We start from the raw sequence: 18,967 nt of genomic DNA, 5'->3' as shown, positions 1-18,967 counted from the left end.
ACAGAATTAAATTTTGCAGCCATTTTTTTATCGATATATTTGACAAATTTTGTCAAGTCAAATTATGGGAAATAGTTTTGGGAAAACAATACGAAAATTACGAGAAGAAAATAATTTTCTTTTAAGAGAGCTTTCTGCTAAAATAGAAGTAGATGCCTCTATTTTAAGTAAAATCGAAAATGACAATAGAGTCGCTAAAAAGGAACTCGTAAAAAAGTTCTCTGAAATTTTTAGGGTAGACTACCAGGAACTACTTATCATATGGTTGTCAGATAAGATTGTCAATGAATTAAAAGGTGAAAATAATATTCATATAATCTTAAGATTAGCAGAGCAAAAATTAAAAAATGGAAAAAATTAAATTAATGGATTATCATCGTTTTCTGGATGAAGCCGGAGATACCACTTTTTATGGCAAAGGTAAAAAGAATATTATTGGAACAAATGGAGTTTCAAATGTCTTTATTCTAGGTATGGTGAATGTAAAAGACCCATTAAATGAAGTAAGAGAAAAAATTAATGTACTTCAAAAGAAGATAATTAGGGAAGAATTCTATCACGTTCCAAGCGTTTTAAAAAAGATAAATAAAAATGGCTATTATTGCATGCAACAGATGATTTACCCGAAGTCCGAAAAGAAATGTTTGATTTAATAAAGACTATTAACTGTAGTTTTGAAGCTGTTGTTGGAAGAAAGGATATTGAACGTTATGAGACCAAACATAAGGGGAAAGAAGAATATTTTTACGCTGATTTATTATCACACCTTCTTAAAAATAAACTCTCAAAACAGGAAAAACTTGTAATGCATATCTCTGAAAGAGGTAAAAGCACCAAAAACCATAATTTAGAATTGGCTTTTCTAAAAGCCAAACAGCGGTTTGCAAAAATTAATGGGAATAGAGAGATGAAAACCACCATAGTTTTTAACGTAAATTATCCAACAAATGATCCATTATTAAACTTAGCTGATTATTTTTGTTGGACAATTCAAAGAGTATTTGAAAGAGGCGAAATCAGATATTATAACTTTATCAAAGAACAAATTAAATTAGTAATCGACCTCTATGATACTAAAAGTTATAAGGATTGGAAAAACTATTATGACAATAACAAGAATCCATTAACAGCTGAAAATAAAATAAGCCCGCTAAAACACTAATTTTAAATTAAATTTAAAAAACGACATGGAGTCGACTTTCGTGTTTTGCAGACTTAACTAATGTAAAAATACAAAATATCTTCGAGCTTTTAAAAATGTATGCTGGTATGCATATAGAAACTTCTAATTTCATACTGAAAATTATTACTTCTAAATTTACAAGAGGTAATTTATCCCGGAAATGTATTTAAATGTTAAAATTGATTTTTTGAATTTAAATTAATCGCCTGCACGATATGCCGTTCATTATGGTAGATGACCACCCTAAAGGTATCTCCTAGTTTAAGTCGAATCCATTGTGAGATACTTGTTGGTGTTTTGATTTTATTGAGATTAACCTTTTTTGCTTGATTTAAAAGTTCCAGGGTTTGCTCTTGATAAGTAATAAATCGTTTGATAGTTGAACTATCTAGGGAACTATCTATAGGGTTTTTACTTTTAAAGGTTTTCATTTTATTTAGCTTATCTTTTGGTAACATACTTTTAGCAAAATAATCGCCTAAAAGTCCGGGAGTAAAGTTTTTAAACATTGATGTTTTAGAATTGGTAATGCACTTTGAAATTTCAGGAATGTAGAAATCGGAATATAAGTTTAAATGTTCCAGACATTCTAGAATATTCCAGCTATCTTCCTTGGGTCGCCAGTTAAGTTGATCCATTGATAAGGAAAGAAATTGCTTAGCCTGTTCTCGATTAAATTCGGTTTTTTTCTGTAAATCTTGTAAAAGTGTTTCTGATGGAATACTCATGTTTTTTTTAACAAAAATCAGTATTCTCATTGGTAAAAAAATTGATTTGAATTAAGACTTTTTAATTCTGGAAAGTGTTTCCGGGGTCATTCTAAGGTAAGAAGCAATATATTTATCCGGAATTTCCTGAAATAACTGCGGACTTCTCACTGATACCCTTCTGTATCTTTCTAAAGGGGAAGAGGTCAAAATATCCCGTTCCCTTTCCATTTGTTGTAAGATTAAATCCTCAAGCATTAGGTACCAAATTCCAATATTTTCTTCTGAACTTCGGACAAAATTCATAAAGTTGGTTTTTCTAATGACTTTTATTCGTGACTTTTTAATTGCCTGAATATATAAGTCCGAAGGTTTTTCGTTAATAAAAGAATCCAGGGCAGCGATAAAGTTAGTTTGATAACCGAATCTTATAATATGTTCTTCAAATTCATCAACCACATAAATTCTTAAGCTACCCGTGGTAATGTAGTACAGATTAGTATCAATACTTCCTTGAAGCTTTAGGTATTCTTTTCTTTTTATCACAAGTTCATCATCCCATAAATCCTGCGTATTAATTTTCTTTACAAAGTTGGTTATAGGATTGGGCATGAATACTGCTTTATTAAATCTTAAATGTATTGTTACATATCTAATAAATAAGCAAAAATAAGAGGTGCCACAATAGTAGCGTCCGATTCAATGATAAATTTTGGGGTGTTGATATCCAGCTTACCCCAGGTAATTTTTTCATTAGGTACCGCACCACTATAGGAGCCATAGCTGGTTGTAGAGTCACTTATTTGACAAAAATAACTCCAAAAAGGAGTAGCTGTTCGCTCTAAATCCTGGGACAACATTGGGACTACACAAATTGGAAAATCACCAGCAATACCCCCTCCAATTTGAAAAAAGCCAATACCATTTTGAGAATTAGCCGTATACCAGTCTGCCAGAAATGTCATGTATTCAATACCGGATTTTACCGTATTTGCTTTAAGTTCACCTTTTACTACATAACTGGCAAAAATATTACCCATGGTACTATCTTCCCACCCGGGAACAATTATGGGTATATTAGCTTTTGCAGCAGCGTACATCCAGGAATCTTTCACATCAATTTCATAATATTCTTCTAAAACACCGGAGAGTACTAATTTATACATAAATTCATGCGGAAAATAGCGTTCTCCTGCTGTTTCTGCATCCTTCCAAATCTTAACCATATGTTCCTGTATACGTCTGAAAGCTTCTTCTTCAGGAATACAGGTATCTGTTACCCGGTTCAATCCCTGCTCCAGTAATTCCCATTCATCCTGTGGGGTTAAATCCCGATAGTTAGGCACCCGCTTGTAGTGACTATGTGCTACCAGATTCATAATATCTTCTTCCAGATTTGCCCCGGTACATGAGATAATTTGTACTTTATCCCTACGTATCATCTCAGAAAAAATTTTGCCAATCTCTGCGGTACTCATGGCACCTGCAAGTGAAACCAACATTTTTGCGCCTTGTTCCAGTTGTTGTTCGTAGCCTCTGGCAGCGTCAACTACCGCGGCTGCATTAAAATGTAAATAGTAGTTTTCAATAAACTGAGAAATAGCACCTTTGGTTTTCATTTAAATTGTTTTTAGTCCTATGGCTAGTAGGAATGTATCCGGATTCTGTTTAATTTTCAAATTTATAACTTAACATTTTGTAGTACAGTTTTGCAGCTAGAAAGTCCGAAGATTTATCCATCGGATTAGGACATAATTCTACAATATCAAAGCCTACCACGTTTTTTTCTTTAAAGACCTTTTTCAGAAAAGTCAATAGTTCATACCAAAGCAGTCCGCCTGGCTCCGGGGTTCCGGTAGAAGGTAAGATTGAGGGATCCAAAGCATCCAGATCAAGCGTGATAAATACCGTATCTGTCATCAACTCAATGGCACTATCCATCCAGTAGTCATCCAGATAGATATCCTGCGCAAAAAATACCTGCTCTTCATTCATCACCCGTTTCTCACTGATATCCATACTACGAATACCTACCTGAATCAGGTTTGTTTTTTCGTTAGCTTCATATAAAGCACAGGCATGATTATAGGGTGAACCTTCATACTCTTTCCTTAGGTCTGCATGCGCATCAATCTGCAGTACGGTCAGGGAATCAAAACATTCATGAAACGCTCGTATAGTTCCAATAGAAATAGAATGCTCTCCCCCGATAAGAGTAACAAACTTATTACGTTTAATAAAACCTTTTACCGTAGCATGTACCGCTTCCACCATAGCATCAGGTGTGCTGTTTTCCTCAATGGCCTCAGTAAGGTAAATACCTTGTTTGTACACTTCGCTATCTGTTTCGATATCGTACAACTCCATATTTTCAGATGCATGTAAAAATGCTTCCGGCCCTTTATCAGCTCCTTTCCCCCAGGTACTTGTTCCATCATAAGGTACTGGGATTAGGACAATTTTTGATGAGTCCGGATTTGCGTATTTCTGGTCAATACCAGCATATCTTTGTAAAACGCTCATAAGTAGAAACAGTTAAGTTTAAATTAGATTATAAATTTTCAATACTTTGAGAAAAGTCTGAAAGCGCTTCTTCAGCTTTGGCGTAAGCAGTATTAACGCCATAGTCGTAACCCAAGATAGTTAATAGTTGCTCCGAAGTTTGTTGTTGAGTAAAAACGGAAGTAACCAGCGTTCCATCAGTATTACGATCTATTAAAATATGCTGGGGTGTCGGAATCAGGCAATGCTGTAAACCACCAAAACCACCGATGGTCTCCTGGTAAGCTCCCGTATTAAAAAAGCCTATATACAAAGGCTTATCTTTATAGATTTTAGGGAGATAAATACCATTTACATGCTGTTCACTATTATAATAATCGTCACTATCGCAGGTAAGTCCACCCAGTAATACACGTTCATATTCTCGATCCCACCCGTTAATAGCCAACATGATAAATCGTTTACTAATTGCCCAGGTATCCGGTATGGTAGTAATAAAAGAAGAATTGATCATATTCCACTTTTCACGATCATTCTGCTGTTTTTGGTACAATACTTTATAAATGGCCCCGCCACTCTCCCCCACGGTAAAACTCCCAAATTCTGTAAAGATATGAGGTACCGGAACGTTTGCCTCATCACAAGTCTGTTTGATTTGACCCACAATCTCATCAACCATATAGGTATAGTCATAATCAAAAGCCAGCGAACTTTTAATAGGAAAGCCCCCGCCAATATTTAAACTGTCCAGACTGGGACAAACCTTTTTTAGCGCTACATATACCTTCATACACTTTAACAGTTCATTCCAGTAGTATGCTGTATCCCGAATGCCCGTATTGATAAAAAAGTGAAGCATTTTCAAAGTAACCTTCGGGTTGTCTTTGACTTGTTTATTAAAAAAAGGGACAATATTTTTATATCCTATACCTAGGCGGGACGTGTAAAATTCAAATTTTGGTTCTTCTTCGGATGCAATTCGAATACCAATATTATAAGAACCCGTAATAGCTTCGTTCAGCAGGTTGATTTCTTCGTAGTTGTCTATAACTACAATACAGTTTTTATGACCGTTATTAATTAACCTGGCCAGGTTTTTAACGTATTGATCCCGTTTAAAACCATTACTTATAACATAAGTATCATTAGAGATACGCCCTTGCGCTTTTAAGTTCTCAATAATATCTATATCAAATGCCGAAGAAGTTTCAATATGAATATCGTTTTTAAATGCTTCGTCCATTACATGTTTGAAATGCGAACTCTTGGTACAATAGCAATAATTATACGTACCGGCATACGCGTGCTTTTCTATAGCTTCTGAAAACCAATTCTTTGCCCTCTGAATATTTTCTGAAATTTTTGGGAGGTATGTAAATTTAAGGGGAGTTCCATATATTTCAACTAAAGCCATTAAGTCGATGTCATGGAAACGGAGCTCTTTGTTTTTTAAGGTAAATTCATCCTGTGGAAAATCAAAGGTCTGATCTATAAGATCAAAATATTTTGTTTTCATTCTAAAAAGTAAAACCGATAATTGCCGGTAAATTTAATTCTTTTTAGGATTTGAAATTAATTTGTATTGAATAATGATAAAATTTGTTTGTAATTTGATAAAATAATATTACTCCTACTCAAATAAAGTTAAGTTATACGAATTTTAAAAGAGGTGAAAATCAATAATTAAAGTCGTATTCTTCCGGAAAATATATAATTTAAGCTAAATGTAAAAATCAAAGTAAAAAGTGTTGAATAACACTGAAATTATTCTAAGTTTTTATAAAGAAAGGTAAGCTCTGTTATCAAAGAAACCTGGTATTCTTAGTAACTTTGTATAGCTAAAAATAAGGATGATGGATACAGAAATTCTCGCTCGGGTTCAATTCGCTTTTACCATCGCTTTCCATTATATATATCCGCCTTTAAGTATTGGTTTAGGCTTGATCATGGTCATTATGGAAAGCCTCTGGATTAAAACCAACAATGAAAAATATCATATCCTTGCCAAGTTTTGGACTAAAATTTTTGCACTCACCTTTGGTATTGGTGTGGTTACGGGTATTGTAATGGAATTTGAATTTGGAACGAACTGGGCTACCTACTCTCGATACGTGGGTGATATCTTCGGAAGTGCCCTTGCAGCCGAAGGTATTTTTGCATTTGCATTGGAAAGTGGTTTTTTAGGAATTTTACTTTTCGGTTGGAATCGTGTAAAACCCTGGGTGCATTTGGTTTCGACCATTGGTGTGTTTTTAGGTTCTATGTTTTCTGCCGTTTGGATTGTAGTGGCAAACAGTTGGCAACAAACTCCGGCGGGGTATCATATTGTAGGTGAAGGGATGAACGCCCGGGCTGAAATTACTGATTTCTGGGCAATGGTTTTTAATCCGTCCAGCGTAGACCGATTAACTCATACGTGGTTTGCCGCTTTTCTGGCCGGTGCGTTTTTAGTTTTAAGTGTACATGCGTATTACTTATTGAAAGGTCGTTATGTGACCATTTCAAAAATGGCATTTAAAATTGCCCTGGGGGTTGCTACGGTTTTCTCTTTAATGCAATTAGTAACCGGACATAGTTCTGCTGATGGGGTTTCTGAAAATCAACCTGCAAAACTTGCCGCCATGGAAGGACATTATGAAGCAAGTGCCCCGGCAGACCTGTATCTTTTTGGGTGGGTAGATGATGAATCTCAGGAAGTCACGGGATTAAAACTACCCGGCGGACTTTCTTTTCTTATTGACCAGGATTTTGAAGCTCCTGTTACCGGATTAAACGCTTTTCCTGAAGAGGATCGGCCGGGGCAGGTAAATGCGGTATTTCAATTTTATCATATGATGATTGCCATCGGGATGTTTTTTATTGCGCTCACTTTATACGCCTGTTATTTGTGGTGGCGAAAGAAACTGTTTGATCAGCGCTGGTTACTTAAAATATTTGTGGGTTCTGTAATTCTGGCACAACTCGGAAATCAAGTGGGATGGTTTGCAGCAGAAATGGGAAGGCAACCGTGGGTAGTGTACGGACATTTAAGAACCTCTGAAGCCTTCTCAAAAGCCGTAACTGCTAATCAAATTGTATTCTCGCTTATTTTATTCTTTGTAGTTTATGCTTTGCTTTTGTTTCTATTCTTGTACCTGCTAAATAAGAAAATAAAACACGGACCTTATGATGAGGATCATAATGATATGGAAGAACGCCATTTTACCGAAGATATATCAGAGGAAGTTGCTAAAATCGTAAATGCGTAATTATGGAAACATTTTTAGGAATAGATTATCCGACGCTTTGGTTCTTGGTAGTAGGTGGTTTATTTTCAGGCTACGCCATTCTGGATGGGTTTGATTTTGGCGCAGGTGCCTGGCATTTATTTTTCAAGAAAGAACTGAGTCGCAGGATTGCTTTAAATGCCGTAGGGCCGGTTTGGGATGGAAATGAAGTTTGGCTGGTTATCGGTGGTGGAGCTTTGTTTGCCGGATTTCCGGTGATGTACGGAACTTTTTTCTCCGGATTGTACGTTCCATTTATGTTATTTTTAATGTTTATCATCTTTAGGGCAATTGCCATTGAATTTCGTAGTAAAGAAGAAATGCTTTGGTGGCGTAAATTATGGGATATTGCTTATAGTGTAAGTAGTATTATGCTCGCTTTTTTATTAGGCTTGGTTTTAGGAAATGTGTTACAAGGTATTCCTATCGGGTCAGACCTGGAATATGACGGAAGTCCGTTTTTAGGATTTTTAAACCCTTATGCTATTCTTACCGGAGTTACCACCTTATTTTTATTTATGTCGCATGGTGCTATTTATCTCTTACTTAAAACAGAAGGTAAACTTTTTGATAAATTAGAAGGTTTACTTAAAAAAGGGATTATCCTTTTTATTGTTGTTTTTGTCATTACCTCGTTATATACCCTAATTTATATTCCGCATTTAAGCGATGATTTTAAAGCCACCCCGGCCTTATTTATTTTTCCAGTATTGACTTTTTTAAGTATTGCTAATATCCCCAGGTTAGCTAGTAAAAGGAAGTTTAAGATCGCTTTTTTCTTTTCGGCCTTAACGATTGCTCTGATGATGGCATTAGTGGCTATAGAATTGTATCCGGTTCTTTTATATTCCACTATTGATCCGGCAAACAGCATTACAATTTATAACGCTGCTTCTTCAGATAAATCCTTAGGTATTAGCCTCACCATGGTGGTTATAGGCGGACCCCTTGTTTTAGGTTACACTTATTTTGTATATAAAACCTTTGCCGGAAAGGTAAAATTGGATGATTATAGTTATTGAGGGTTTGAAGAATTTGTATTATTCTTTGAAACAAACTTACCTACTGACTATTAGAAAGCTTATTAATGGGCAATAAAAGAATCAAAAGTGAATCTTTCCAGAATAAAAATTGACTTATGGGAAATACGGAAGATATTCGTTGGAAACAACGACTTAGTAATTATAATAAAGCGCTTACAAAATTAAGCGAAGCGGTTGCCTTGGATAAAGAAAGACCCCTTAGCGAACTTGAAAAACAAGGACTGATCCAGGCATTTGAATATACACATGAGTTGGCCTGGAAAGTTATGCAGGACTTTTTTGTATATCAAGGTACTTATGAAATAAGAGGATCTAGAGATGCTACCCGTGAAGCTTTTAAAAATGAATTAATTACTGATGGTGATAACTGGATGGAGATGATTAAAAAACGAAATTTGACAAGCCATACTTATAACGAAGAGACCTCAAATGAAATCTACAAGAGTATTGTCAATACTTTCTATCTGCTTTTTAAAGCTTTTCAACAAAAAATGCAGGAAATAAAAGCTAAAGAAGATTAATGTACGGACTTAAAGAAAAACATATTGTAGCCATCAATTCAATTCTACGCATACATCCTGAAATAGAAGAAGCTATTCTTTATGGTTCCCGTGCTAAAGGCAATCACCGTAATGGCTCTGATATTGACCTTACGCTAAAAGGAGATACCCTTACCCTATTCCAGCTTTTTAAAATTGAGACGGAACTAGATGATTTGCTCCTACCCTACCAAATTGACTTATCTATTTACCAAAAGATAGAAAACCCGGACTTGATGGAACATATTGAAAGAGTTGGAGTTATTTTTTATAGAAAGGAATAAATTTCCTTAAACGACTACCTACTGCTTTTTTATATCTATTTTTAGTTTCTCAACTAAATTTGCAGTACACTTCCCCAAAAATTAAACTTTTCGTAGAATTTTAAACAATTTTCTATGGAAGTAAGCTCATTTAATTTAGGTAAAATTTCTTTTTCAAAATCAATTGATAATTCATTTGTAAAATCTTCTAAATCCGTTTTATTAGTCATTAAATGTTTAAGCCAACCGTCTTGCTAGTATTTACGTGCTACTCTTAAATGTAGTTACTAATTTCTACCCATTATTATAAAACAGGAATTATATACAAACAAAGAGGAAAATAGTACAGGTTGTATCCTTATATGCCCTCTTATCTTTGCATTGTTCTTAGGAACCATACATAATTTTATAATCTAAATAAAGAGAAAATGAAAAAGTTTTTAGTAATTGCATTTGTATCAATGGTAGCCCTGAATGTTTCTGCACAGAAAAAAGAAGTAAAAACAGTTTTATTACAACAGACCGAAGGTGAATTTGTACAAAAAACCGTAAAACTTTCTGAAGGTACTTATGTTTTTGAAATTGAAAATAAGGACGTAGATCGTGAGGTAGGTTTTGTACTAGCTCCAAAGGGAAAGACAGATCCAGCACATCATATTAAGGCTGCCTATGTAACTTCTCCAGTAAAAACCAATAGTACTTCAAAGACAAACGAAGTAACATTGACTAAAGGTGAATACGTGTACTTTTGTCCTTTGAATCCAACACCTGAATATACATTGGTAGTTGAATAGGGATACCTGAATTTATTTAAATGAAGTGGTTTAAACAGCTTCCATAACAAAAAACCGTTCAAACTATGTTTGGACGGTTTTTTGTTGAAGTTTATGTTCTGCCCTGAATGCTGCCGGTGGGATTCCACAATGGGATTTAAAAAATTTTGAAAAATGAGCCCCTTCTTTGTATCCTAATTCAAAAGAAATCTGTTCTGCGGTTTTTTCCGAATATAATAATAAGCGTTTTGCTTCCAGGATAATACGTTCATTAATAATCGCCAGAGGAGAAGGATAACCCGCTTTATAAAAAATATTAGAAAGTGTTTTAGGGGATTTAAACAACATGTCTGCATAATCTGCTATCTGATGTTTTTCTCTGAAATGTTCTTCAATCAGCACGTGAAATTTACGCATAATTTCCATTTGTGATCCTGGCATTTCTGTGATACCTTTCATTTCTTTGACCAATCTGGTAGATTTAATCAGTAAACGCTTAAGCACTACACGCAACATTTCTCCCTGGATTCGATCCCTGGTTTCAAATTCTTCGTGAAAAACCAGAAACATAGCTTCAAAACTTTTTACATCTTTTTTATTTAAGGTAATAATCGGAGGTTGTGAAGACCCAAAAAAGAGCATTCCGTTACAAGAAACCTCATGATCGTGATCCCTGATACAATAAAACTCCCGATTAAATACAATTGCTGTCATCCCGGATTCTTTAGGTATTTCCAGCACATGTAAAGTCGTACTAAAAAGTACTTGATTATGCTCCAGGTGAACCTTGTAACCATCAACTAATAAGGAGCAATCCTTTTCTTTTGCCCAAAGTATTTTGTAATACCCTTTATCCTGCAAAAGTTGTTGTGCCGGGTTACAGTTAAAGTTTGTAAGAATAAACGAACTCTCCTCGACAGCATCCTGATAGGTCAATTTCATGTTGTAAATAAACAAAAATTTTAAGTAGAAGCATGTACCGTATATTATCTAAAATCTTTTAATGTATAGATAAATTGTTTCGTCAAATTTTAAAAACACACCGTTGTTATTACTTCTTTCTTGTTACTACCTACCGACTTTTTTTATATGCTATTTTAAAATCTTCAACCTGTGTTTGCAGTACATTTCCCCAAAAATTAAACTTCTCGTAAAATTTTAAACAGTTTTCTATGGAAGTAAGTTCGTCCAATTTAGGTAAAATTTCCTTTTCAAAATCAATTGATAATTCATTTGTAAAATCTTCTAAATCCGTTTTATTAGTCATCAAATATCCAAGCCAACCGTCCTTTCGATATTTATGTTCTATTCTGGAATCAGACAAATATGAAGGTTCCCTTAAATAAGTAGTAAGGTCGGAATAAATTGGTTTTTTCCTTACAGGATCTTTCATCTTTTTAGTTAATCCCACGCCAATATTAAAGCAAAAACTTAATTTATCTTTTCTATTATATAGTGAGTTTTGTAGATTTATCAGGATAAAGAAATCTTTATAAAGCTTCCACCAGGTATTTCCCGAAGTTCGAAATCCGTTTTCTTTTAGTTTTGGTTTTAAGTACTCTTTGATAAACTTAAGCTGTTTTTCTTTTGCGTTCATCTTCGGTTTAAACAGGAAGTTTTTAAAGATCATTTGTATATGATTAAAGAAACTAAATTAGTAAATAATAAAATCTATAAGGATATTTAAACTTAAATAAGAATACATAACTATTTGTGATTACTATCAGTATGATTCTAACTCTCTGAAAAGAAAATTCAAAACCGATTTCTATTATTTTTAATCAAACCAAAGGTTAATACAATTAGAAAAACAGATATAAAAAATATATAAAGGAAATAGCTTATGATAAGTCTGGAAATTACTTTTATTCTTTTTTTATCTAAATAGAATTGAGAAAAAGCCCAACAATTAAACAGAAAACAAGTTATAACAGCCAATAATACCGTAATATCTTCATTCTTTATGATTACCCCCATAATCATAAAAAGAGAATAGAAAATTGCTTGCTGACCGGTTATGTAAGAGTTAATTACCATATGTTCAAGGTAATTTTGTCCAAATCCGTTAAAGGAGATAAAGCTGGCCAAAGAAAAGAGGGGTAGTAAGAGTAAAGTAGTGTAAGCGTAATTATTAGACAACCAGTTTAGAATTGATGACGAGCTGGCTTTCAATCTATGCTCATCCCCACCATCAGAATATCCGGTAATAAAATCATCAATTAACGTAGAATTATCAAATATTTGAGAAACAAAAAAATAAATTGTGGATAGTGTTAGTACAAAAGCAATAGGTTTAAAATGATTTTTTCGTTTACCTTGTATAAAATCTCGAATTGTATGACCTGGCCTGGTAAATAACTCTTTTATTGTGTAAAGGAATCCACGATTTAACTGAAAAATACTATCTGAAATTTCAGTTAGAAAACTTGGAAAATTTAGCCTATCTACTTTTGCATTTTGTCCGCAACGTGCGCAAAAATTGTCATGAAGTAAATGGTCACAGTTTTTACAATACATTTCTAAGGTTTATCAATATTAATTATGTTAAGAATAAGAGATTAATTTAGATTTTTTCATTTTATTCAATGACCATCTCATCAGTTGATGTATTATTTTTAATATTAAGTGCTTTATGGTTATATAAAGCAGCATTTGCCGTATCTTTTAATAGAAGATAAAAGTCTGCTAAGTCCTCGTATACCTTTGAGGTTTTAGGATAGTAATTAATGTTCAGTTTATAGGTTTCTATTGCTTGTTCCGGTTGATTTTGAAAACTATTTAGAGAATAAGCATACTTACTTAACCAATCTCTTTCAGGTTTAAAGGTATAACCTAATTTCTTTGATACATTATCGTAATGTGATTTAGTTAAATTGGCAAATCGTTCATCTTGCGTTTTGGGAACAAAATATTTGTGACGGTACTTTTGCTCTTTTTTAAATTCAAACCAGGAGTAAAAAAACCGTAATCCGTCAAGTTGTGATAAAAATGCACTGCTTCCATGTGTATCATTTTTATAGTACTTACATTTCATATTCAGGTTCGTGTTCATTTTATTTATTTGGTTTACAAGCTCTAATGAGTGCCTTACATACCTGTTGGCTCCTATGGTATCCTTTCTGACACTTTGGAGACTACTTCCATAGGTAGCAGTATTTGCAATTCCGATATAAAGGTTTTTATCTTTTAAATCTTTTCCTTTTAAACTGTATTCCGAATTTTTTAAAAATAACTCATCATCAAAATAAAGACTACCATCGATCATCAAATAATTAGTAAACATTTCGGAATGATTAGTAAGCGCATTCATCACCACCAAACCTCCAAAGGAATGACCGATTATTGTTCTATTGCCAGATCCTGCATAGTTCTTTTCTATATACGGAAACAATTCTTTTTCTAAAAAACTTAAGAATTTTTCTCCTCCTCCGAATTCCTTAGGATTACCGTTTGTAGTTGGAGAAAAATCCATCCTTCTGCTTTTAAAATCAATATTCTCAATGCCTACCACAATCATTTCTGGAAGGATTTTCTCGTTCTTTTCGCTATACTGTTTAAGCATACCAACAAGTAAAATAAAATTATAACTACCATCTAACAGATAAACTACAGGGTACTTTTCTCTTTTTTTGCTAAGATCTTTAAAACTTTCCGGAAGGTAGATAATGAGCTTTCTTTCTTGATTTAGAATCTTCGAGTATAAACTATCGAACTGCCCAATCTGAATTCCTTGATTGGGTTTTGTTGTATTAGTATTTTTAGGTACCTGATCTTTTTCCTTTTGTATACATGAAGCAATCCCTAATAGTAAAATAACAACTATAAACGGTCTAAGTTTAATCATAAGATACTAGTATTTTAAAGCTTATACATAGCCAAATACGTAAATTGAATTGAAGTAAGCAAAATATATGAATTTATCCGTTTATAGGATTTTGTTTTTGTTTGAATTTTATTCATTCAATTTCTTAGAGAAGAATATTCTCCTATGTCCACTAGGAAAATTTTTTATTTCTCCGATGGGTAAGTAATCATTTTTCATATAAAAACCTTCTGCCTGGAAATCAAATGTATCAAGCATAGAAATAGTTGCTCCTTTTTCCTTTGCTATTTTCTCCACATATTTTAAAATCCGGGTTCCAACTCCTTTTTTTCGATACCCTTCTTTTACCCATAAAATTTTTATTTCCAAACCATTCCAATAATTAATTCCCGATAACAATCCTGCAATTTCAATTCCATTTTTATTTTTCACAACATATTCTAGCGGTGTCCAAACATCGGATAGTGCAGGAACTTTATGTAAGTTGTATTCATTAATTCCATCTACAATTTTCTTTACATTCTCTTTACTGCAAGGCTCAATGATTAGTTCGGATAGCATTTTTATAGATTTTTTGGTTTGCGTGCAACGGTTGGTATAAGAAATCGTAGAACAAATGATTAACACTTTTGCTTCTTTTTTTATTTAGCTAGATAAACATATTATACTTTTTTATAAGTCTAATATGCCACATTTCAAATTTGGCAACCTAGTAAATAAGCAACAACCTTTTGATTGAACACTAATTGCCTAATCGGCTATATATAGTTTTAGGCAACATTTTTATTTTCGTATTTTTTGATTTTGTCCAATTCTAGTTTTTTTCTATCCTGCTCTTCTTCAATATCATAGTCATCATGAATTCCAAGCCAGAATTTAGCCAAATTTCCAAAATATTTGCTTAAATGGAGAGCAGTATCTGCCGTTACTATTTGCCTACCTTTTATAATTTCCGAAATCCTAGTTTGTGGTATTTTTAGATCTTTTGAAAGTCTATACGCCGAAATCTTAAGTGGCTTAAGAAATTCAAGGTTTAAAATTTCTCCCGGATGTACATTTGCTAATTTTTCCATTTCTTTTACTTTTTTAATGGTAGTCAATGATTTCAACATCTTTTACGTTTCCATTATTCCATTGAAATATGATCCTCCATTGTTTGTTAATCCTTATGCTGTAAAATCCGCTTAGTTTTCCAGTTAGTTTTTCTAGTCTGTTAGAGGGTGGAATTCTCAGATCCGTAATGCACTATGAGTTTTCGATCGCTTATGAGATTTTCTAAATATCCTACCAAACATAGTTTAAAAAACACCACGGGATCTATACACTTTTGACCTGAGGTGCCGTAAAATACTTTGGTTTCTCTATAAAGAAAATTCAAATCTAAAAGTGAGTGAAGCCTACGATAAAAATTGGATTCCGGATCACAATTTGATAATTGAAACTGCTGAAATAGCTTCTCCTGATAATTCTTCTTGCCTTGCATAACTAAAGATACTCTATTTAGAAAGTTGTGCAACAGTCACCGTTGTTGCCACCAGTGTTTATGTGTTAATTTTCTCCTTTTATTATTTTTTCCACCCTGTTGAATATCTCAATTTCATAATCATCAAATGATTTCCTTATGTTTTCCGAATTTTCGGAATCCTCATAAAAATTCACAACTGCTGTTGGCACTCCAAAATCACTCGCAATACGACCAGATTCAGTAAATGCATTGTATTCTAACTTAGTTAATAATCTATCAAGCCCGCTTACTTCCTCCATTGGTTGTTGAGTAACTTGAGACCAATAAAATTTATACATTATATTAAACACACCTAAATACTTTACCACTTGATATTTTAAAGTGTTATAAACAAATTCAGAAGTGTCAGAGATAGCTTTGTCAACAGTGCTACCTTTTCCGAGCTTGAAATTAATTGAGCCTCTAAAACCACCAGTCAAGTAAAAATGAACTAAATGCGTTAAAGTTGAATATTGCCCAGATTCTCCCTTATACTTAATTAGAAATTTGAGCTTTTGATTTTTTACAATCGGCTCTATAATATTCAACACAACTTGAAATCCATCATAGTCAATATCCATTTTAAAATTTATAAATCTTATTAACTTTTTAATTGCACTTATTTCCAAATCCGTTAATTTTTTGATACTATCATAAATTTCGATTTTGTCTAAACGACTTACTACTTTATATAATTGAAAGACTTCGTCAGGAATATTTCTTTCTAACTGCTTACTTCTTATATTAACAACTTTTAATCTATCATCGTCTGTGAGATACTCATCATCTGTATAATATAAATCGACTTCATCTTTTGGGGAATTCAAGTCATAGTTTTTATGTTTAATACCTTCAGCTTCCGCATTGATAGCCTTCATAAAATCATTTTTGAGTACAATTACCCTTCCGCTATAATGATACAAAAATCTGCCAGCTCTACCAGCGATATTTTTAGCATCAAACTTTTTGAGTGGTTTAGTTCCTTTTTTACTATGTAAAACAATTAAATTTTTTGCTGATGTATTAACGCCTTCTGTTATGGTTGTAGTAGAAATTAGTACTTTGATTAATCCACTATTAAATAATGAGACAATTTCTTTTTGAATATACTTTGGCACTAAACCATGATGTATACCTATCCCATTTTTAAGTGCCTCAATTAGCGTCCATTCTTTATTAAAGTTATTAGATATGTGACTTAAAAAACTTGAATAATCGTCACTATTATGATTATCCAAAACTTTAGAAGCTATCAGGGTTTTTGCGTATGATTCAACTGAGTTTCTAGAGAAGCAATAGATAATGGTGTTTTCATTGATGCTATTTATAGCTTGTACTAATTCAATGAGTCTATCATTTTTTGATGTTTTTTCAAAGCTGATTTCTAAATTATCATCTATATGATAACTCTTTTTTGATTTAATGTCTTTGTAGGTTTTATTTACAATTTCGTAATTATTGTAGTCAATTAATTGAATGTTATTTACCTCTAAGAATCTATCAAATGAACGATTGTAATTACTATCGTTTGGTCTTGAGAAATCTATATAGGGTCCTGCAAGTAATGTGTCAACATCCTTTTTTAATGAGTAGAAAACGGCTAATCTATAAGCCACATCTCTTTCATTTTCTCTTACTTCCTCATCTATTATGTAATCATTATCGATTTTGTAAACCTCATCAACAAAAGCAAAATCGAAATCTATTTCTTCTTCACGTTTTTCAATAAATGATAGATATCGTTCTGGTGTGTAAATGAATAAGTTTTTGTCTTCTAAATCTTCTATATCACTCAATGTATGAATGGAATATTTATCTAGAAAATATTTGTAATTGTCTTCAGATGTAAGTCGTTGTAGATTTTCAGAGAGTAATGCTATTGTAGGAAATATTAAAACTACATTATCATAATCCATCTTTTGAATTATCTCGAAAACGATGTGTGTTTTACCGAATGATGTGCTAGCCGATAAAAAAAATCTATTTAATTGATTTGGTTTGAACAGTTCTAGTATCTCTTTTTGATATTTATGAACCTTATTGGTTGAAGTCAAGTTCAATGTACTTTCATAAATAATCGATGAAAGTGTATTTAAATCAAAATTATTTATTTTTGTTTTAGTATTGAATTTTTCAAGTAGGTCATAAAAATGTGGTATGCCTACTGTGTTCGAGATATATTTTAGAAATCTTAAATCAGCTTCGGATACTTCCTCATCTTTAATACCATCAAAATAATTACACACGATTTTAATTAAATCATAATCTTTGATTTGATTTTCTCGGTATTTATTTATGCCAATTATGACATTAGAGGCTTCTTTGATTCTATCCATTTGATAACTTCTGATTTAACCAATTTGACATTCTCTACAGGCAGAAAAACAAAAAACACAGAATACGGGATTGATAAATCGTATTTTTCTAGCTTATGTTTTTCTTCGATATATTTTGGTATTGCTTTAATACTTTCGTCATAGCCTTTTTTATTCTGTTGAAACAGAATGATTACTGGATAGACTAATTCTATTGAATGTTGTTTAATTTCTTCAATAATTTTAATATTTGGATTTTCTGTCCAATCGTCTAAAATCTTCTCGATTTTTGAACCTTTTAAGTTTAAATTATCTTTGTTTTTTCTTAGTGCTAAGAGATTTTTACTAAGGTATTTATCTGACAAAGAATTTTGAATTTTCGCTAACACATCATTAACAGCTTGTGTGTAACTTTTATGAAATTTAGTTTCGCCAAACCACAAATGAACCTTTGAATCGTGCTCAATAAGGTGATATGCATCATAACCTTTAGATTCCGAATTTTCTAATGGGTTGTAAAAATATCCTTTAGAGATAAAGGTTTGAGTGCCGAAAAAGACCTTTAAGATTGAATGTAAAATTACTTCTCCAAAAAAACCATATTTTAATTTAGTTGCATCCGAATCATCTTCATTATATCTTATTCTTTCCTGAAACGCAATAGTATGTAGGTCTTCTAGTTCTCTTTCAGTAAAGTCAAATTCATTGAAAGAATAGTCAATAATAGAATTATAAATAATTTTTACTAGAGACTTATTATCCGATATAGAATAGCACTTATCATCAGATGTAGAGTAAATTGTTCGAGGAACAGAACCGACCGAATATGGTAAGTCATATTTGTAGACAATCGATTTTTTAATTAAATCCTCTAATGCTTTTCTCATTTATTATTGATTGCTGTTGGATTTTTTGAAATTGCTGATAACGGTCTAGTGTATGAGTAGTAGCGGATTTCTACTCACAAACCTTTCGGTTTTGAATTGACCTTTGTTTTATGTCTTAACTTTCATTTTATCACTTAAACCGCTATTACTTATACACCGTGT

At 32.7% G+C, this 18,967-nt stretch carries 22 protein-coding genes and 1 pseudogene; 8 read left to right on the top strand and 15 right to left on the bottom strand.

Annotation, left to right across the window (positions count from 1 at the left end; translation table 11 throughout):
* Window positions 1-64 precede the first annotated feature (64 nt).
* Genes NBT05_RS07995 through NBT05_RS07985 form a run of 3 tightly spaced genes read left to right on the top strand, consistent with a single transcriptional unit; the run spans window position 65 to window position 1,162 of the window.
* Complete coding sequence (locus tag NBT05_RS07995) at window positions 65-361, top strand: helix-turn-helix domain-containing protein (protein ID WP_265772963.1); 297 nt, start codon at window positions 65-67, stop codon at window positions 359-361.
* On the top strand, window positions 348-653 hold the full coding sequence (locus tag NBT05_RS07990; RefSeq protein WP_265772962.1) for a hypothetical protein: 306 nt from the start codon (window positions 348-350) through the stop codon (window positions 651-653). Before NBT05_RS07995 ends, NBT05_RS07990 begins: the two co-directional genes overlap by 14 nt.
* Window positions 641-1,162, top strand: a complete 522-nt coding sequence (locus NBT05_RS07985; protein WP_265772961.1) for a hypothetical protein — start codon at window positions 641-643, stop codon at window positions 1,160-1,162. The genes NBT05_RS07990 and NBT05_RS07985 overlap by 13 nt, the downstream gene beginning before the upstream one ends.
* Before the next feature lie 194 nt (window positions 1,163-1,356).
* Here NBT05_RS07985 and NBT05_RS07980 read toward each other — a convergent pair whose 3' ends face one another.
* From NBT05_RS07980 to NBT05_RS07960, 5 genes are read right to left on the bottom strand one after another with little or no spacing between them, the layout of a single operon-like run.
* Window positions 1,357-1,911, bottom strand: a complete 555-nt coding sequence (locus tag NBT05_RS07980; protein WP_265772960.1) for a DinB family protein — start codon at window positions 1,909-1,911, stop codon at window positions 1,357-1,359.
* Window positions 1,912-1,962: 51 nt separating this feature from the next.
* Window positions 1,963-2,502 carry a Crp/Fnr family transcriptional regulator gene (locus tag NBT05_RS07975; protein ID WP_265772959.1) on the bottom strand — a complete coding sequence of 180 codons (540 nt, stop codon included), beginning with the start codon at window positions 2,500-2,502 and terminating at the stop codon, window positions 1,963-1,965.
* 32 nt (window positions 2,503-2,534) lie between these two features.
* The gene (locus NBT05_RS07970; protein ID WP_265772958.1) at window positions 2,535-3,509 is read right to left on the bottom strand and encodes a deoxyhypusine synthase family protein; all 975 of its coding nucleotides are present in this window, start codon (window positions 3,507-3,509) and stop codon (window positions 2,535-2,537) included.
* Window positions 3,510-3,558: 49 nt separating this feature from the next.
* Entirely contained in the window at window positions 3,559-4,413 is an 855-nt protein-coding gene (speB, locus tag NBT05_RS07965) for an agmatinase (protein ID WP_265772957.1), read from the bottom strand.
* A 28-nt stretch (window positions 4,414-4,441) separates the two neighbouring features.
* On the bottom strand, window positions 4,442-5,908 hold the full coding sequence (locus NBT05_RS07960) for an arginine decarboxylase (protein ID WP_265772956.1): 1,467 nt from the start codon (window positions 5,906-5,908) through the stop codon (window positions 4,442-4,444).
* 337 nt (window positions 5,909-6,245) lie between these two features.
* Between NBT05_RS07960 and NBT05_RS07955 the strand changes: the two genes are divergently transcribed.
* From NBT05_RS07955 to NBT05_RS07940, 4 genes are all read left to right on the top strand, one after another.
* A complete protein-coding gene (locus NBT05_RS07955; protein WP_265773223.1) occupies window positions 6,246-7,640 on the top strand; it encodes a cytochrome ubiquinol oxidase subunit I in 1,395 nt (464 codons plus the stop codon).
* A gap of 2 nt (window positions 7,641-7,642) precedes the next feature.
* Entirely contained in the window at window positions 7,643-8,680 is a 1,038-nt protein-coding gene (gene cydB, locus NBT05_RS07950; protein ID WP_265772955.1) for a cytochrome d ubiquinol oxidase subunit II, read from the top strand.
* A 116-nt stretch (window positions 8,681-8,796) separates the two neighbouring features.
* Complete coding sequence (locus NBT05_RS07945) at window positions 8,797-9,222, top strand: nucleotidyltransferase substrate binding protein (protein ID WP_265772954.1); 426 nt, start codon at window positions 8,797-8,799, stop codon at window positions 9,220-9,222.
* Complete coding sequence (locus NBT05_RS07940; protein WP_265772953.1) at window positions 9,222-9,524, top strand: nucleotidyltransferase domain-containing protein; 303 nt, start codon at window positions 9,222-9,224, stop codon at window positions 9,522-9,524. Before NBT05_RS07945 ends, NBT05_RS07940 begins: the two co-directional genes overlap by 1 nt.
* Before the next feature lie 53 nt (window positions 9,525-9,577).
* Here the strand turns inward: NBT05_RS07940 and NBT05_RS07935 are convergent, their stop codons facing one another.
* Entirely contained in the window at window positions 9,578-9,733 is a 156-nt protein-coding gene (locus NBT05_RS07935; protein ID WP_265772952.1) for a hypothetical protein, read from the bottom strand.
* A 198-nt stretch (window positions 9,734-9,931) separates the two neighbouring features.
* Here NBT05_RS07935 and NBT05_RS07930 point away from each other — a divergent pair, with 198 nt between their 5' ends.
* A complete protein-coding gene (locus NBT05_RS07930) occupies window positions 9,932-10,297 on the top strand; it encodes a hypothetical protein (RefSeq protein WP_265772951.1) in 366 nt (121 codons plus the stop codon).
* Between the two features lie 63 nt (window positions 10,298-10,360).
* Here NBT05_RS07930 and NBT05_RS07925 read toward each other — a convergent pair whose 3' ends face one another.
* The 9 genes and pseudogenes from NBT05_RS07925 to NBT05_RS07885 form a co-directional block, all read right to left on the bottom strand.
* On the bottom strand, window positions 10,361-11,218 hold the full coding sequence (locus NBT05_RS07925; protein WP_265772950.1) for a helix-turn-helix domain-containing protein: 858 nt from the start codon (window positions 11,216-11,218) through the stop codon (window positions 10,361-10,363).
* Window positions 11,219-11,348: 130 nt separating this feature from the next.
* A complete protein-coding gene (locus NBT05_RS07920) occupies window positions 11,349-11,873 on the bottom strand; it encodes a DUF4304 domain-containing protein (RefSeq protein WP_265772949.1) in 525 nt (174 codons plus the stop codon).
* 158 nt (window positions 11,874-12,031) lie between these two features.
* Entirely contained in the window at window positions 12,032-12,793 is a 762-nt protein-coding gene (locus NBT05_RS07915; protein WP_265772948.1) for a DUF3667 domain-containing protein, read from the bottom strand.
* Window positions 12,794-12,854: 61 nt separating this feature from the next.
* Window positions 12,855-14,120: an alpha/beta hydrolase gene (locus NBT05_RS07910; RefSeq protein WP_265772947.1), complete on the bottom strand. Its 1,266-nt coding sequence runs from the start codon at window positions 14,118-14,120 to the stop codon at window positions 12,855-12,857.
* Between the two features lie 108 nt (window positions 14,121-14,228).
* On the bottom strand, window positions 14,229-14,660 hold the full coding sequence (locus NBT05_RS07905) for a GNAT family N-acetyltransferase (RefSeq protein WP_265772946.1): 432 nt from the start codon (window positions 14,658-14,660) through the stop codon (window positions 14,229-14,231).
* 209 nt (window positions 14,661-14,869) lie between these two features.
* The gene (locus tag NBT05_RS07900; RefSeq protein WP_265772945.1) at window positions 14,870-15,172 is read right to left on the bottom strand and encodes a HigA family addiction module antitoxin; all 303 of its coding nucleotides are present in this window, start codon (window positions 15,170-15,172) and stop codon (window positions 14,870-14,872) included.
* A 13-nt stretch (window positions 15,173-15,185) separates the two neighbouring features.
* Window positions 15,186-15,341: pseudogene (locus NBT05_RS07895) on the bottom strand (type II toxin-antitoxin system RelE/ParE family toxin); the annotation flags it as partial.
* Between the two features lie 306 nt (window positions 15,342-15,647).
* Window positions 15,648-17,939 (bottom strand): helicase-related protein, encoded by a 2,292-nt coding sequence (locus NBT05_RS07890; protein WP_265772944.1) that lies wholly within the window; start codon window positions 17,937-17,939, stop codon window positions 15,648-15,650.
* Window positions 17,906-18,805 carry a Hachiman antiphage defense system protein HamA gene (locus NBT05_RS07885; protein ID WP_265772943.1) on the bottom strand — a complete coding sequence of 300 codons (900 nt, stop codon included), beginning with the start codon at window positions 18,803-18,805 and terminating at the stop codon, window positions 17,906-17,908. The genes NBT05_RS07890 and NBT05_RS07885 overlap by 34 nt, the downstream gene beginning before the upstream one ends.
* Window positions 18,806-18,967 lie beyond the last annotated feature (162 nt).

Origin of the sequence: Aquimarina sp. ERC-38, from assembly GCF_026222555.1 — a bacterium.
Lineage (GTDB): Bacteria > Bacteroidota > Bacteroidia > Flavobacteriales > Flavobacteriaceae > Aquimarina.
This window is presented reverse-complemented; position numbering and strand designations above follow the sequence as displayed.